General features: G+C 56.8%; 10 protein-coding genes. 2 read left to right on the top strand and 8 right to left on the bottom strand.

Features of this window, described 5'->3' with window-relative positions; genetic code table 11:
* Positions 1-128: 128 nt before the first annotated feature.
* The 8 genes from C7H10_RS10445 to urtA all read right to left on the bottom strand — a co-directional run bounded on the left by C7H10_RS10445 (position 129) and on the right by urtA (position 9,471).
* The gene (locus C7H10_RS10445) at positions 129-338 is read right to left on the bottom strand and encodes a KTSC domain-containing protein (RefSeq protein WP_106694817.1); all 210 of its coding nucleotides are present in this window, start codon (positions 336-338) and stop codon (positions 129-131) included.
* 15 nt (positions 339-353) lie between these two features.
* On the bottom strand, positions 354-2,129 hold the full coding sequence (locus C7H10_RS10440; protein WP_106694816.1) for an ATP-binding protein: 1,776 nt from the start codon (positions 2,127-2,129) through the stop codon (positions 354-356).
* Complete coding sequence (locus tag C7H10_RS10435; protein WP_106695164.1) at positions 2,122-3,309, bottom strand: SIR2 family NAD-dependent protein deacylase; 1,188 nt, start codon at positions 3,307-3,309, stop codon at positions 2,122-2,124. Before C7H10_RS10435 ends, C7H10_RS10440 begins: the two co-directional genes overlap by 8 nt.
* Positions 3,310-3,835: 526 nt before the next feature.
* Complete coding sequence (urtE, locus tag C7H10_RS10430) at positions 3,836-4,534, bottom strand: urea ABC transporter ATP-binding subunit UrtE (RefSeq protein ID WP_106694815.1); 699 nt, start codon at positions 4,532-4,534, stop codon at positions 3,836-3,838.
* Entirely contained in the window at positions 4,534-5,358 is an 825-nt protein-coding gene (gene urtD / locus C7H10_RS10425; RefSeq protein ID WP_106694814.1) for an urea ABC transporter ATP-binding protein UrtD, read from the bottom strand. The genes urtE and urtD overlap by 1 nt, the downstream gene beginning before the upstream one ends.
* Entirely contained in the window at positions 5,355-6,491 is a 1,137-nt protein-coding gene (gene urtC / locus C7H10_RS10420; RefSeq protein WP_106694813.1) for an urea ABC transporter permease subunit UrtC, read from the bottom strand. Before urtC ends, urtD begins: the two co-directional genes overlap by 4 nt.
* 3 nt (positions 6,492-6,494) lie before the next feature.
* Positions 6,495-8,099, bottom strand: a complete 1,605-nt coding sequence (gene urtB, locus C7H10_RS10415; RefSeq protein WP_106694812.1) for an urea ABC transporter permease subunit UrtB — start codon at positions 8,097-8,099, stop codon at positions 6,495-6,497.
* 73 nt (positions 8,100-8,172) lie between these two features.
* Positions 8,173-9,471 (bottom strand): urea ABC transporter substrate-binding protein, encoded by a 1,299-nt coding sequence (gene urtA / locus C7H10_RS10410; protein ID WP_106694811.1) that lies wholly within the window; start codon positions 9,469-9,471, stop codon positions 8,173-8,175.
* Between the two features lie 341 nt (positions 9,472-9,812).
* On the opposite strand from urtA, the gene atzF reads away from it, so the two are divergent.
* Both atzF and uca read left to right on the top strand, forming a co-directional pair.
* The gene (gene atzF, locus C7H10_RS10405) at positions 9,813-11,654 is read left to right on the top strand and encodes an allophanate hydrolase (protein WP_106694810.1); all 1,842 of its coding nucleotides are present in this window, start codon (positions 9,813-9,815) and stop codon (positions 11,652-11,654) included.
* A gap of 58 nt (positions 11,655-11,712) precedes the next feature.
* A complete protein-coding gene (gene uca, locus C7H10_RS10400; protein WP_106694809.1) occupies positions 11,713-15,345 on the top strand; it encodes an urea carboxylase in 3,633 nt (1,210 codons plus the stop codon).
* Positions 15,346-15,599 lie beyond the last annotated feature (254 nt).

Below are 15,599 nucleotides of genomic sequence, written 5' to 3'. Positions count from 1 at the left end.
AATATCGCGAAAATAAATCTGTCCCGGTTTTCCCCGAGCAACCTGGTTTCAAAAGCCGACAATGTTAGGGAAGACCGGGGCTAGATCAATCCGTCCCGGTTTTTCCACAACTTCACTAATTACAACCTTCAAACTTGGGAATACGAAAAAACTCCCTTGACATGGGAATGTAAAAAACCTCCAATTGACTCCGAAGATAGTAGATCCGAATATATGTACTCAGGGACATTATAATATTGATATATCGCTCCTTTAAGAAACTCTACTTCGAGAATCATATTTTCCGAATCATAACCGACAGATAAGACATTACTAGAATTTACAGATGATCGATCCATACTATACTCACTCAGTTACTTATTATTTAATATTTGTGTAACCCAAGAATCTACAAGCACTGAAAAATCCACTTCTTTATAATCTCTCGCCCAGCTTTTCGAGACCTCGGGATCCTTACTATCTGGATATCTGCCATCCTTCGGAACTTTAAACCTGCAACGCATAGGAAGAGTAACAGCCTCACCGGTTAAGATCGCTTCACCTGTCCTCAAAACTGGGAGGCTGTCTACTATCCCAGACAAACCGTCTGACATAGCCGACTTAACTCGATTTCGATCAGCCGCATTATTGATTCTCAGAGCCATCAAGGTACCGCACTGAGAGAGGATTGTTTCATCGATTTCTGAAGGTCTCTGGCTGACCAGCATTGCGCCAACTCCAAATTTTCTACCTTCTTTGGCGATCCTCCTAACCATGTCCTTTGAAACACCATTGCTTTCATTGCCCAAGTACCGGTGCGCTTCTTCCATTACCAGTAAAAGAGGTAAATCTTTCATGCCACCTGAGAACCTTCTCCCCCAGACAGCTGCCTCAAATAAGATATCCAACATCGACCCTAGGAGCAAATCAAGTCGGGCTTCGGGCATCCCCGACAAATCCAAAATCGTAATCGGAGATTTATCGCCTATCCAATCAGAGATTAAATCCGCCAAACCTCTCTCAACTTGGTTTTCTCTATCAGGAGTCCAAGGTCCCGGGGAAAGACAGAAGGAGAACTGAGCATCTAATAGGCGTGAACGCATAAGCTCAAGCTGTTTCTTCCAAACTTGAGGCCCTCCCTTTACAGACAAAGATTCATTGGAGGTGTTAGGTGGCCTGAATGTCGGGGCCTCGAGTGTTTCGAAATCACCCTCGCTCAAATATGCCGGGGTAAGCTTCTGCTTTTCGTTCCAATTAACGTTGTCTTCATGGTAAAGATCGTACCAAATTTTCTTGATTCTATATGGAACTGGCGTGTACGGCGTAACCTTGTGGGGATCCATTTTAATATTATTAGAAACAATAAATTCTTGCTTCTCAACTACTACTAAGTCTAAGAACTTATTTTTCACCCCCTCGTGACCGCCACATAAAAAATCTACCAGCTTATCTGGAGAAATACACCAATAAGGGATTACCAGATCTTTCTCGTCGCCAGAAGGGTTAATAGAGAAAACAGATGAAACGTCACGTAGTGCAGACGAATATTCACCATGAATATCGAAAAGGACAATACGAGCTGAGGGCTTTATTATTACATCTTGATCATTCGACACTATAGACCGAAGCAAGCTCGATACACTTGTCGACTTACCGGAGCCGGTCGATCCCAATATTGCTGAATGACGGTTAACTAAACTGTCAAGATTCACTCCAACGCTTATACTATCTGCACTAGAAAGCTTCCCAACTAATACCTGCCCGTCTTCATTATTTCCATATATTCTTCTCAAATCGGTTTCTGTTACGAGGTGAGCCTCATCCCTAATACTTGGAAATTGACTTATCCCTCTTTCAAACTCATCCCCTATCCCTTCACCGACCAACTCTACTTTTACAACACGTCGATCCCAATTATCATTGCCACTATTATTCGAACCTTCAGACTCGCCAGTTTCCGATATAACGCCGTAAAGATCGTTATAACCTTGAGGTATTCTAATAAAACTTCCAACCTGGCCAATTCGATGTGCCCTACCCTCGATCATCAATAAGCCTGATTTAACTTGTGGAGTTAATCGGACAGTAACCGAAGCTCCAGACACAGAAACGACTTCCCCCAAGTAGGTAGGGTTAACGCGATTACTCATCTTCGCCAACCTTGTCTAAGGAATCGACACCATCAAGAAATGGTGATGCTGTCTTTCCACCACTCGATTGAGCTAAAAACTTGGTGAACGCCTTAAAGTCGCCCAAAATAAATTTACTATTTTCCCAATACTCATCACGTATTACTTCCCAGTTTCTAGCTGGCAAGTCTCCAAGTTTCCAAGGAGCTTTCACTCCATTTATTATCGCTCCATCCGAACAGTAAACGCTAATGTTTGGTCGACGCATTGCGATCTTTGTTGCCGGCTCTTCTTGATCAATAGTTTTAAATTGAAAGGCTAGGATAGAGGCGGATGCATTCTCAGCCAAACACTCATCTAATTTTGCAGTAATGTGAGCATCCGCGAATGAAAATCCCGAGGTTAGGAGAAGACTATCGGGCTCTAATAGAAAGCTTTTTAGTCTTTCAAAAAGAGATGAAAATGGAGCTGACTGTGTTTGATCATATTTTACATGAGATGGGTAAACCATCGTTCCTTCGTCACTTCCGACCCCTCGTACAACCTCACCAACCAAGTTCTTTGACCAGTTTATTGAGCCATGAATTTTCCATAAGCGAACCCACCTGGGAGGTAGGTCATTGCTGGATATGCTTGAAGGATCAAAAAAGGCCACTCTTGATCCGGAAAACCCATCAAAATACGGTGTACGAGCTCTCTCCATAGCCTCTTCTAGCAGAAGGTCATAATTTGTCGTGAAAATTTCTACTGCATGACTTCTGTTTATACCATTAATCCAAGAGACCATTAGTGAGTATGGATTCTCATCTTCTGGCAAATTAACTCCGACTACATCCTTTATTTTATTACATATCTTCTCTGATAGCGCGGTGTAACCTGATGAATCGAGACCTCCAACCTCATAATTTCCGATCACCTCAGCCAAAGACCGGACACGAGAAAGCACCAGTTCTATATTGCTTCCAGGTATTGAATTTTCTATTTTTTCAAATACTTCAAAATCTGTTCCTTCTAAACTGCTTTTTACGACCTTAGTCAGGCCGGCGACATCCGGAATTAGAGGCCTCCATGAACCCTCTCCTACATCAATGCTAACAGGTGCGCCGGCACCAATTAGCAAGCCAATTCTCTTTCGACCGCTACTAATGATATGCTTGAAGTCATACATGTATTGATCGGGATTGTGAACTGTCTCGGCCATAAAAATTTTCCCTCGGGCATCCATTCTCACGAATTTCTTAAAACTCTCCTCTATCAACTCAATCTGCCAGAAGTGAGGAACGCCCACTTTTAGTTAAAAATGAGCGGAATTTCAACCATATTGTTAAGATTTTAGCTCGAGCATGAGCGAAGATTTTTTATGGATGGCGCCGGATCAAGAAATCCGGGGATGGATTTTGGACGAGATTAGCAACCCTTTCTTCAAATAAAATCGATACTTTCAGAGTGCAGGTGATCTTTTGGTTCGTCGTGATCTAAACCTGACCTACATTGCAGCTCAGGTCTGATGAGACAGAGTTCAGCGCCCCCCATCCAAAATAAGTCTGAGAATTTAGTAGACGCTGATCAAATTATATATCCAGTCAATCTGAAATTCAGACAAAGCATTCGTTCTCACTACAAATTGCGTGCGCCCCTGACTTTGGTCAGTAGGTTTCGCTGTATGCTCATGCCCGCAGTCGGTGCCGATCTCGCACATTGTTTTATAGGGCGAGCATGCCGCCTAGTCAAACAGTCAGGTGCTGTTTGATGAGTTCATCCGTCAACCCAGCAATCTCATCCTCAGCAACCCGCCGCCCCCGATCCAGAATCGCAAACCGATCCGCATACTTCCGCGCAAACGGCAACTTCTGCTCCACCAGCAACACCGTCAGCCCATCCTCTTCGATGAGTCGGCGAATAACCTCCCCAATCTGCGCCACAATATTCGGCTGAATCCCCTCCCCCGGCTCATCCAGAATCAGCAGCCTGGGCTCAATCACCAACGCCCGCCCTATGGCCAGTTGCTGTTGCTGCCCACCAGACAGGTCACCACCCCTGCGATGTTTCATTTCCTTCAACACCGGAAACAGCTCATACACCCGCTCCGGTATCTTCTTGCTGCCGTCCTTGCGCACGGCCAGGCCGGTGCGGAGGTTTTCTTCCACGGTCAGCAGCGGGAATATCTGCCTGCCCTGGGGCACGTAACCAATGCCGAGGCGTGAGCGGTCTTCGATTTTCTTTTTGGTGAGTTCCACATCCTGGGCGAATTCAATGCTGCCACTTTTGGTGGTTTCCTCGCCCATGATGCATTTCATCAGGGTGGTTTTGCCCACGCCGTTGCGGCCCATTACGCAGGTGCACTGGCCCTGGGGGATGTCCAGGTCCAGGTCCCAGAGGGTGTGGCTTTCGCCGTAGTATTGGTTGAGCTTCTGGATCTTGAGCATTACGCCTCCTCCCCCAGGTAAACCTTGATCACTTCCGGGTCGTTGGAGACCTGGTCCATGGTGCCTTCGGCCAGCACGCTGCCCTGGTGCAGTACGGTCACCTGGCGGGCGATGGAACGCACGAAGCCCATGTCGTGCTCTACCACCACTACAGACTGTTTGCCGGCCAGGCTGGTGAGCAGTTCGGCGGTGCGTTCCATTTCCTGTTCGGTCATGCCCGCTACCGGTTCGTCCACCAGCAGCAGCCGGGGTTTCTGCATCAGCAGCATGCCGATTTCCAGCCATTGTTTCTGGCCGTGGGAGAGGATGCCGGCGGGTTTGTCCCGCAGGGTTTTCAGGTTGATCATCTCCAGCACTTCGTCGATCTGGTCCCGGTATTCGGCTTTCATGATGGCGGTCAGGGTGGGCAGTATGCGTTTGTCAGCGGCCATGGCCAGTTCCAGGTTTTCGAACACGGTGAGGGCTTCAAACACCGTGGGTTTCTGGAATTTGCGGCCGATACCCAGGCTGGCGATGTCCGGCTCGCTCAGGGTCAGCAGGTTGTGGCGGCTGCCGAACCACACGGAGCCGGTATCGGGCCGGGTTTTACCGGTGATGATGTCCATCATGGTGGTTTTGCCCGCGCCGTTGGGGCCGATGATGCAGCGCAGCTCGCCGTCGTCGATGGTGAGGTTGAGGTTGTTAATGGCCTTGAAGCCGTCAAAGCTCACGTTCACGTCTTCCAGGTACAGGATGGGGCCGTGGCGCACATCCACCGGGGAGGCGGCGGGGGCCAGGAATTCAAATACCCGGTCGCGGTTGGCCAGTTGTTCGAACATGCTCATGCGGTGGCCTCCTGCCCGGTGGCGGTGTCGTCGTCTTTGGCTTTTCTGCGCTTTTGCAGCAGGCCGGCAATGCCCTTGGGCAGGAACACGGTCACCAGCACAAACAGCGCACCCAGGGCGAACAACCAGGCATCCGGCATTACGCCGGTGAACACGGTTTTGGCGTAGTTCACCAGGATGGCGCCAATCACGGCACCGTACAGCGTTGCGCGGCCACCGAGGGCCACCCACACCACGATCTCGATGGAGAACAGCGGCGAGAATTCGCTGGGGTTGATAATGCCCACTTGCGGCACGTACAGGGCCCCGGCCACGCCCGCCAGCATGGCGGACACCACAAATACGAACAGCTGCACCCGCTCTACCCGGTAACCCAGGAAGCGGGTGCGGGCTTCAGCGTCCCGGCAGGCCACGCTTACCCGGCCCAGTTTGCTGGTGACAATGCCCCGGCAGATCACATAGCCAATGGCCAGGGCGATGCCGGTGGCGATGAACAGCCCCAGGCGGGTGGCGTCGCTGCGCAGGTTAAAGCCGAGGATGTCGCGGAAGTCGGTCAGGCCGTTGTTGCCGCCAAAGCCCATTTCGTTGCGGAAGAAGGCCAGCATCAGCGCAAAGGTGAGCGCCTGGGTGATGATGGACAGGTACACCCCGGTTACCCGGGAGCGGAACGCCAGAAAGCCGAACACCAGCGCCAGCAGGCCCGGGGCCAGCAGCACCATGATGAAGGCAAACCAGGCCATGTCGAAGCCCTGCCAGTACCAGGGCAGTGTGTCCCAGTTCAGGAACACCATGAAGTCTGGCAGTACCGGGTCGCCGTACACGCCCCGGTCGCCGATCTGGCGCATCAGGTACATGCCCATGGCGTAGCCGCCCAGGGCAAAGAAGGCGCCGTGGCCCAGGCTGAGAATGCCCAGGTAACCCCACACCAGGTCTACCGCCACCGCCAGCAAGGCGTAACACAGGTATTTACCCAGCAGGGTGACCGTGTAGGCACTTACGTGCAGGGCGCTGTCCTGTGGCATGAACAGGTGCAGAAAAGTGACTACTATCAAAGCGCCGAACAGCACGCCCAGAAAGAGTTGGGTGGAACGCTCCTGCAGGGGCCGGAGCAGCCAGGTTTGTGATGAAGCCATAACTTACCCCTCTGCTGCGCGGCCCTTTTGCGGGAAGAGTCCCCGCGGCCGTTTTTGAATGAACAGGATGATCAGTACCAGCACCATGATCTTGGCCAGTACCGCGCCAGCCCAGGGTTCCAGAATCTGGTTGATGGTGCCCAGGGTCAGCCCGGCTACCAGGGTGCCCCAGAGGTTACCCACGCCGCCGAACACCACCACCATGAAGGAATCGATGATGTAGTTCTGGCCCAGGTTTGGCCCCACGTTGGTGATCTGGGACAACGCCACACCCGCCAACCCGGCCACGCCGGAGCCCAGGGCGAAGGTCATGATGTCCACTTTGGTGGCCTTGATGCCCATGGAGCGGGCCATGGCGCGGTTTTGGGTAACGGCGCGCACTTCCAGGCCAAGGCGGGTTCTACGCATGATCAGCATCAGCCCGGCGAACACCACCAGGGCAAAGCCGATCACGTACAGGCGGTTGAGGGTGAGGGACAATGCCTCGTTGATCATGATGGAGCCGCTCATCCACTCGGGGGTAACCACGGTGCGGTTGAGCGGGGAAATCACTGTGCGCACCAGTTGCTGCAGAATCAGGCTGATGCCAAAGGTGGCCAGCAGGGTTTCCAGCGGGCGGCCTTTGAGGTGCTGGATCACGCTGCGCTCGATGATGATGCCCGCCAGCGCGGCCACCATGAACCCGGCGGGGATGGACAGAATCAGCGCCAGGCCCGGTTGGCCGGGAAACAGTTGCTGCATGCCCCAGGTGGTGTAGGCACCCAGCATGATCAATTCACCGTGGGCCATGTTGATTACGCCCATTACGCCGAAGGTGATGGCCAGGCCAATGGCGGCCAGTACCAGTACGGAACCAAGGGAGAGGCCGAAGTACAGGGTCTCAGCGGCTTTGTTCAGTTTCAGTTTCTGCTCGATGCTCGCCAGGGCTTTTTCGGCGGCCGCGGCGATGGCCGGGTCGTCACTGCTGGCCGCGTTGTTCAAAGCAGCCCGCACGCGGGAGTTCAGGCTGCCAGAGAGTTGTTCGATGGCGTTGATTTCGCCTTGTTCCAGTTGGTGGATGGCCAGGGCGTTAGCCAACAAATCGCGCACCCGGTCGTTTTCTTCCACCTCAAGTCGTTCTTCAATCAACGGCGCGGTTACCGCATCCACCCGGCCCAGCAAATGGCGGGCGGCGGCGCGGCGGGTGCGGTGGTCGGCTACCGTCAGGTCTACCACCGAGAGAATGCCTTCCACCTGGCTGCGCAGGGCGTTGTTCACCCGAATGCTGTCCAGATCCCGGCGAGACATCTCACCCATGCTGTCACCGGTCACGGCGCTGGCCACTTGCCAGTTGCGCCCGGTGTTGTTGGTGACCAGCACCACGTAGCCGGAGGATTTTACGGTGGCGAGCTTGCCGCCGGCGAAGGCTTCCAGCCAGCTGCGGGCCCGTTCGTCGCCGCTTTCTGCAATCTGTTTCAGTACCTTGCTTTTCTCGGCGTTGTTGGCTTCTGCGAGCCGTTGCAACAGCGTTTGGGCGGTGTCGTCCTGCACCTGGGCAGTGGCCACCGCCGGCCCCAGGGCCAGGCACCAGGCCAAAGCGAGCCCGGCGAGCAGTCGGAAGATGCTCATGGTTCATTCCTGTTGGCGTTGAAATGAGGGTGGAAAAGCCGGGCAGGCAGGCTCACCTGCCCGGTTGGTTCGCTTAGTTGGAAGCCACTTCCGCAGAGCCACCACACTTGCCGGTGACCACGTTGAAGTTGCCGCAACGCAGCGGGGCGCGCCAGTCACTGATCAGGTCTTTGGAACCCGGCAGGAAGTCAGACCAGGCATCGCCAGCCACGGTAGACGCCGTTTCCCAGACCACGGAGAACTGGCCGTTGTCCTGGATCTCGCCAATCAGCACCGGCTTGGTGATGTGGTGGTTGGGCATCATGGTGGCAATGCCGCCGGTGAGGTTGGGCACGGCTACGCCGATGATCGCGTCTTTGATGGCGTCGACATCGGTGGTGCCGGCTTTCTTCACTGCCTCAACGTACATGTTGAAGCCAATGTAGTGGGCTTCCATGGGGTCGTTGGTGACGGCTTTTTCGTCGCCCTTGAACTCTACCCAGGCATCGATGAAGTCGTAGTTGGCGTCGTTATCCACGCTCATGAAGTAGTTCCAGGCGGCCAGGTGACCCACCAGCGGCGCGGTGTCGATGCCGGAAAGCTCCTGCTCACCCACGGAGAAGGCCACCACCGGAATGTCAGAGGCGGAAACACCCTGGTTACCCAGTTCCCGGTAGAAAGGCACGTTGGCATCACCGTTGATGGTGGAGACCACGGCGGTTTTCTTGCCGGCGCTGCCGAAGCTCTTGATGTCGGAAACGATGGACTGCCAGTCGGAATGCCCAAACGGGGTGTAGTTGATCATGATGTCCGCATCGGCCACACCCTGGTCTTTCAGGTAGGTCTCCAGGATGCGGTTGGTGGTGCGCGGGTAAACGTAGTCAGTACCCGCCAGAACCCAGCGTTCAACGCCCAGTTCGTTCTTCAGGTAATCCACCGCCGGAATGGCCTGCTGGTTGGGCGCAGCGCCGGTGTAGAAGACGTTTTCAGAAGATTCCTCACCCTCGTACTGCACCGGGTAGAACAGCAGGCCGTTCAGTTCTTCCACCACCGGCAGCACGGATTTACGGGACACCGACGTCCAGTTTCCGAAAATCACGTCTACTTTTTCTTTTTCCAGCAGTTCCCGTGCCCGCTCAGCGAACAGCGGCCAGTTAGAGGCGGGGTCTACCACTACCGGCTCCAGCTTGCGGCCCAGTACACCGCCTTCGGCGTTCTGCTTTTCGATCAGCATCAGCATGGTGTCTTTCAGTGCGGTTTCACTGATCGCCATGGTGCCGGAGAGGGAATGCAGAATGCCCACTTTGATGGGGTCTTCCGCCGCCATGGCGTGGAAGGAGACAGACAGTGCCAGTGCAGACAGGCCCATTTTCACGTGTTTTTTGATGCTCATGTTGTGCGTCCTTTTCGTTGGGTTATAAGTCGTCAAACGCAACGGGGTGATTGCATCTGCCGTTCCAACTCCTACAAAAAGCACCAAAAACCAACAAGTTATCTAGTATACAAGCTAACCAGAAGCCGCTATGGCCGGTAATTTACCCGGATTAAGGCCTGATTTTGGTGCCTTCTGGTGCAATTCTGCGCCTTACTGGTGCACGCCGGTTTTTCCCAATCATCACACAGAAACCATTAACTAACTGTTTTTATTGAAATAGTGACGTTTATCCGGTGTCTGGCACGCAGCTTGCCATTGCTCATGTATACAAGTTTGACCACACATGAGGACAACATCCCATGCCAACCACCCTTGGATGGACGATCGCAGACTGGCAACAGGCCTATAGAGAAGGCGCCGAGCCGGAAGCCCTGATCAGCAAACTGCTGGATGACCTGAAAGGTGACGACAACGCCTGGATCTCCCGGCTGGGCGCAGGCGGCTTCCACCAGGCCATGGCCGAACTGGCGGACCAGCTGGAAACCGTTGACGGTGATCTGGAGCAGTTACCGCTTTATGGCATTCCTTTCGCGGTGAAAGACAACATTGATGCCGCCGGCTTTGAAACCACCGCCGGTTGCCCGGCCTTTGCCTACACCCCCGAGCAAGACGCCACCGTGGTGCACAAACTGAAAGCCGCCGGCGCCGTGGTGATTGGCAAAACCAATCTGGACCAGTTCGCCACCGGGCTGGTAGGCACCCGGTCGCCCTATGGTGCGGTACCCAACAGCGTTAACCCGAAGGTGATCAGCGGCGGCTCCAGCTCTGGTTCTGCCTCTGTAGTGGCCCGGGGCCTGGTGCCCTTTGCCCTGGGCACAGACACCGCCGGCTCCGGCCGCGTGCCCGCAGGCCTGAATAACCTGGTGGGGCTGAAACCCACCAAAGGCCTGTTCAGCATTAACGGTGTGGTGCCGGCCTGCCGGTCGCTGGATTGCGTTTCGGTGTTCGGGCTGACCATTGCCGATGCCGCATTGGTGGCTGAGGTGATGGCAGGCTTTGATAAAGCCGATGCGTTTTCCCGGAAAGCACCCAGCGCCCTGCCCCTGGATGCCCCTGCGCTTCGCCGCCCCGGCCCGGTGCAGCGCCTGGCCATTCCTGAACACCCCGAGTTCTTTGGTGACCAGCAGGCGGAAGCGGCCTGGAATACCGCGCTGGGCCAGTGGCGCCAGTTGGATACCGCCGGTGTTGAACTGGTGCCGCTGGATTTCAGCCCGCTGCTGGAGTTGGCCGCCCTGCTTTATGAAGGCCCCTGGGTAGCCGAGCGCCACGCGGCCGTTAAAGGGTTTATGGCAGGCCACGCCGGCGATATGAACGAGACGGTGCGCTCCATTATCAGCAAAGCCGAACACTTCACCGCCACCGACACCTTCAACGCCCAGTACCGCAAGGAAGAGCTGCTGCGGCAGATCGACAGCCTCCTGGCAGAAGTAGACGGCCTGCTGGTGCCCACCGCGCCCATCGCCCCGACCATTGAAGCGGTGAATGCCGACCCGGTAGCACTGAACAGCCAGCTGGGCACTTACACCAACTTCGTGAACCTGGCGGATATGTGCGCCCTGGCGGTGCCCGCTGGCTTCCGGGACGACGGCCTGCCCTTTGGCGTGACCTTGATAAGCGGCGCCTGGAAAGACCGGGAACTGCAATCCCTCGCCAGCCAGTGGCTGAATGCCCACCCAACACCCCTGGGCGCCACAGACAAAGCCCGCCCGGAGGAAGTGGTTACTTACCAACCGGCCGTTCCGACCATTCAGGTGGCGGTGGTGGGCGCCCATTTGTCTGGCATGCCCCTGAACACCCAGCTCACCGAACGCAAGGCCCGGCTGCTGGAGCAAACCACCACCACCCCCAACTACCGCCTGTACGCCCTGCCCAACACCACCCCGCCCAAACCGGGCCTGAAGCGGGTGGAAGACGGCGGCGCCGAAATTGTGCTGGAAGTCTGGGAAATGGCCGCCTCGGAATTCGGCTCCTTCGTCGACTTGATACCCGCGCCCCTCGGCATCGGCAACGTCGAGCTGGCCGATGGCCGCTGGGTAAACGGCTTTATCTGCGAAGGCTACGGCTTCACCGGCGCCAGAGACGTCACCGAATTCGGCGGCTGGCGCGCCTTTATCAAATCCGGGGCCGCCGCCCCCCAATGATGCGCATCGGGGTCAGACCCTGCGGGTCTGACCCCACCTACTCCGGAGATTAAATAACATGTTCAAAAAAGTCCTCATCGCCAACCGAGGCGAAATCGCCGTTCGCACCATTCGCACCCTGAAAGCCATGGGCATCGGCAGCGTTGCCGTTCACTCCCATGAAGACCGCCACAGCCTGCACGTCACCACCGCCGATGAAGCCGTGGCGCTGGTGGGCAAAGGTGCCAGCGAAACCTACCTGGACAAGGCCCAGATTCTGGCAGCGGCCAAGCAAACCGGCGCGGAAGCCATCATTCCCGGTTACGGCTTTTTGTCCGAGAACGCCGACTTCGCCGAAACCTGCGAGGCCGAAGGCATTGTGTTCATCGGCCCCACCCCGGAACAGATGCGCGAATTCGGCCTGAAACACCGGGCCCGGGAACTGGCGGAAGCCGCCGGCGTGCCCCTGGCCCCGGGCAGCGGCCTGCTGGAAACCCTGGACGAAGCCCTGCAAACCGCCGAGCGCCTGGGCTACCCGGTAATGTTGAAAAGCACCGCCGGCGGTGGCGGCATCGGCCTGACACGCTGCAATAGCGAGAACGAACTGCGGGATGCCTTCGAAACCGTTCGCCGCCAGGGCCAGAGCTTCTTTAACGACAGCGGTGTGTTCCTGGAGCGCTTCATTGCCCGGGCCCGCCATGTGGAAGTGCAGATGTTCGGCGATGGCCAGGGCAATGTGGTGGCCCTGGGCGAACGGGACTGCTCCCTGCAGCGGCGCAACCAGAAGGTGGTGGAGGAAACCCCGGCCCCCAATCTGCCGGCCGCCACGCGCCAGGCCATGCTGAATGCCGCCGTCTCCCTCGGGCAGTCGGTGAATTACCGCTCTGCCGGTACCGTGGAATACATTTACGACGCCGACCGGGACGAGTTCTATTTCCTGGAAGTGAACACCCGCTTACAGGTTGAGCACCCGGTGACCGAGTCTGTCACCGGCCTGGACCTGATCGAGTGGATGCTGAAAATCGCCGCCGGCGAAAGCCCGGACCTGGCCAGCTTCCAGCCGGAACTGAACGGCGCGTCCATGGAAGTGCGCATTTACGCGGAAGATCCGCTGAAAGATTTTCAGCCCTCCCCCGGTGAACTGACCGATGTGTACTGGCCGGAACACGGCGTGCGGGTGGATACCTGGGTGGAAAACGGCAGTGAAGTGTCCGCCCACTACGACCCGATGATCGCCAAGCTGATTGTGCACGGCACCAACCGGGCCGACGCGCTGGCCAAACTGCGCCAGGCGCTTGCGGAAACCCGGCTGATGGGCATCGCCACCAATCTGGATTACCTGCGCCAGGTGGTGGCCCAGAAAAGTTTTGAGGATGGCATTGTCTCCACCCGCGCGTTGGAGAGCTTCGAGTTCAAGCCGTCAGTGGCGGAAGTGCTGAAACCCGGCACCTACACCACCGTGCAGGATTACCCCGGCCGTGTGGGCTACTGGAACATCGGTGTACCGCCCAGTGGCCCGATGGACGACTACGCCTTCCGCATTGCCAACCGGATTGTCGGCAACCACAACGACGCCGCCGGCCTGGAATCCACACTGATTGGCCCCAGCCTGAAGTTCCACAAGGACTCCGTGGTGGCGCTGACCGGTGCGCTGACTGATGCCACCCTGGACGGCAAGGCGGTGGAATTCTGGAAACCCATTAGCGTCAAAGCCGGCCAGGTGCTGGCCGTGGGCAAGGCCATCAAAGGTTGCCGTACCTATCTGGCGGTACGCGGCGGTTTTGACGTGCCGGTGTACCTGGGCAGCCGGTCTACCTTCGCCCTGGGCCAGTTTGGCGGCCACGGCGGCCGTCCGTTGCGCCCCGGCGACATGCTCGGCATCAGCCAGCTGGAACTGCCCGCCTGCACCACCCCGGGGCCAACCCACGACCCCGCCCCGGCAGACCCGGACCTGATTCCGGATTACCCCAACCACTGGGAAATCGGCGTACTCTATGGCCCCCACGGCGCCCCGGATTTCTTCTCGGAAAAATCCATTGAGAAGTTCTTCGAGCAGGACTGGGAAGTACACTACAACTCCAACCGCCTGGGCATTCGCCTGAACGGCCCGAAACCGGAATTCACCCGTGAAGACGGCGGCGAGGCGGGCCTGCACCCGTCCAACATCCACGACACCGAATACGCCATCGGCTCCATCAACTTTACCGGCGACATGCCCGTTATCCTCACCAAGGATGGCCCCAGCCTGGGCGGCTTTGTGTGCCCCGTGACCATCGCCAAAGCCGAGTTGTGGAAAGTCGGCCAGGTAAAACCCGGCGACACCATCCGGTTTGTGGCCATTGATAACGACACGGCGGTGCAACTGGCCGAACGCCAGGAACTGGCCATCAAGAGCCTGATGGCCCCGCCGGAGGTCACCCTGGTGGCGCCTGATCTGGCGCCATTGAATGGTTTGTCTGCCACCATCCTGGCGCACCTGGACGAAACCGACGGCCGCCCGGAAGTCACCTACCGACAGGCCGGTGACCAGTACATCCTGCTGGAATACGGCGCCAACGTGCTGGATTTGGGCGCGCGCATGCGCATCCACGCCCTGATGGAAGCCATCGCCGATGTACAACCCAACGGCCTGCTGGAACTGTCCCCCGGTGTGCGCTCCCTGCAGCTGAGGTACGACGCCCGCCTGCTGTCCCAGGAAGCGCTGATGACCTACCTGCTGGACCTGGAAGCCACCCTGCCGCCCACCGACGAACTGAAAGTGCGCAGCCGGGTTATCCACCTGCCCATGGCCTTCGAAGACAGCGCCACCCTGGAAGCCGTGGAGAAATACCGCCAGTCCGTCCGCGACACCGCGCCCTGGCTACCCAACAACGTCGACTTCATGCAACGCATCAACGGCCTGCCCAGCCGGGACGACGTCAAAGACGTGCTCTTCTCCGCCCGCTACCTGGTACTGGGCCTGGGCGACGTCTACCTCGGCGCCCCCTGCGCCGTGCCCCTGGACCCACGCCACCGGTTGCTCACCTCCAAATACAACCCGGCCCGAACCTACACCGCCGAAGGCACCGTAGGCATCGGCGGCATCTACATGTGCATCTACGGCATGGATTCCCCCGGCGGCTACCAGCTGGTGGGCCGAACCCTGCCGATCTGGAACAAATACCTGAAAAACAAACAATTCGCCGAAGACGCCCCCTGGCTGTTACGGTTCTTTGATCAGGTATGCTACTACCCGGTCACCGAAGACGAACTGACCGAGATGCGCGACCAGTTCCGCGCCGGCAAGCTGGAAATCAAGATCGAAGAAGAAACCTTCGATCTGAAATCCCACCAGGCCTTCCTGGACGCCAACGAAAGCTCCATCACCGAGTTCCGCAAACTGCAGCAGGCGGCTTATGCTAAAGAGGTGGCTTTGTGGAAGGAGAGCGAAGCCGAAGAACTCGACCGCCTGGCCAAGGCCCCGCCAAAACCGGATACCTCAGACTTGGAGCGGTTTGGGGAGTTGGTGAGCGCGGAGATTGCCGGGAATATCTGGAAGTGCCTGGTGAAGCCGGGGGATACGGTGGCGGAGGGTGATCCGTTGGTGATCGTAGAGGCTATGAAGATGGAGTTCGAGGTAAATGCGACGCTGTCTGGCACCATCAGTGCCATGCACGTGGAGCCTGGTAAGTCTGTTACTCCCGGGGAGCCCCTGCTAAGCATAGAGGTCTAACTTGGGAGATCGGCGCTTTTGGTGCTGGCCTGTTGCCTGGGAGGTTGCGCCGCTGTGCGGGACACCCTCCACAGACACGCCGTGAACCCATCCATGGGGGCTTGAGCGCAGCATCCCTGCTGCGCACAGTCTGTGGAGGGTGTCCCGCACAGCGGCTTGGTTGGCTCCAGTGATTGCGGCTTAGAACAAGTGATTACGATTGACTGAAGCTGGATGTGACATGACCTGTCTGCTCCACTTTATCGGCAGACGCC

Origin of the sequence: Marinobacter shengliensis, assembly GCF_003007715.1 — a bacterium.
GTDB classification, from domain to species: domain Bacteria; phylum Pseudomonadota; class Gammaproteobacteria; order Pseudomonadales; family Oleiphilaceae; genus Marinobacter; species Marinobacter shengliensis.
The sequence above is the reverse complement of the archived record's forward strand: the minus strand, read 5'-3'. Positions and strand labels throughout refer to the sequence as shown.

Excerpts from the sequence above, each read along its gene's own strand:
- C7H10_RS10445 (WP_106694817.1), bottom strand. The coding sequence starts at position 338 with ATGGATCGATCATCTGTAAATTCTAGTAATGTCTTATCTGTCGGTTAT.
- C7H10_RS10440 (WP_106694816.1), bottom strand. The coding sequence starts at position 2,129 with ATGAGTAATCGCGTTAACCCTACCTACTTGGGGGAAGTCGTTTCTGTG.
- C7H10_RS10435 (WP_106695164.1), bottom strand. The coding sequence starts at position 3,309 with ATGGCCGAGACAGTTCACAATCCCGATCAATACATGTATGACTTCAAG.
- urtE (WP_106694815.1), bottom strand. The coding sequence starts at position 4,534 with ATGCTCAAGATCCAGAAGCTCAACCAATACTACGGCGAAAGCCACACC.
- urtD (WP_106694814.1), bottom strand. The coding sequence starts at position 5,358 with ATGAGCATGTTCGAACAACTGGCCAACCGCGACCGGGTATTTGAATTC.
- urtC (WP_106694813.1), bottom strand. The coding sequence starts at position 6,491 with ATGGCTTCATCACAAACCTGGCTGCTCCGGCCCCTGCAGGAGCGTTCC.
- urtB (WP_106694812.1), bottom strand. The coding sequence starts at position 8,099 with ATGAGCATCTTCCGACTGCTCGCCGGGCTCGCTTTGGCCTGGTGCCTG.
- urtA (WP_106694811.1), bottom strand. The coding sequence starts at position 9,471 with ATGAGCATCAAAAAACACGTGAAAATGGGCCTGTCTGCACTGGCACTG.
- atzF (WP_106694810.1), top strand. The coding sequence starts at position 9,813 with ATGCCAACCACCCTTGGATGGACGATCGCAGACTGGCAACAGGCCTAT.
- uca (WP_106694809.1), top strand. The coding sequence starts at position 11,713 with ATGTTCAAAAAAGTCCTCATCGCCAACCGAGGCGAAATCGCCGTTCGC.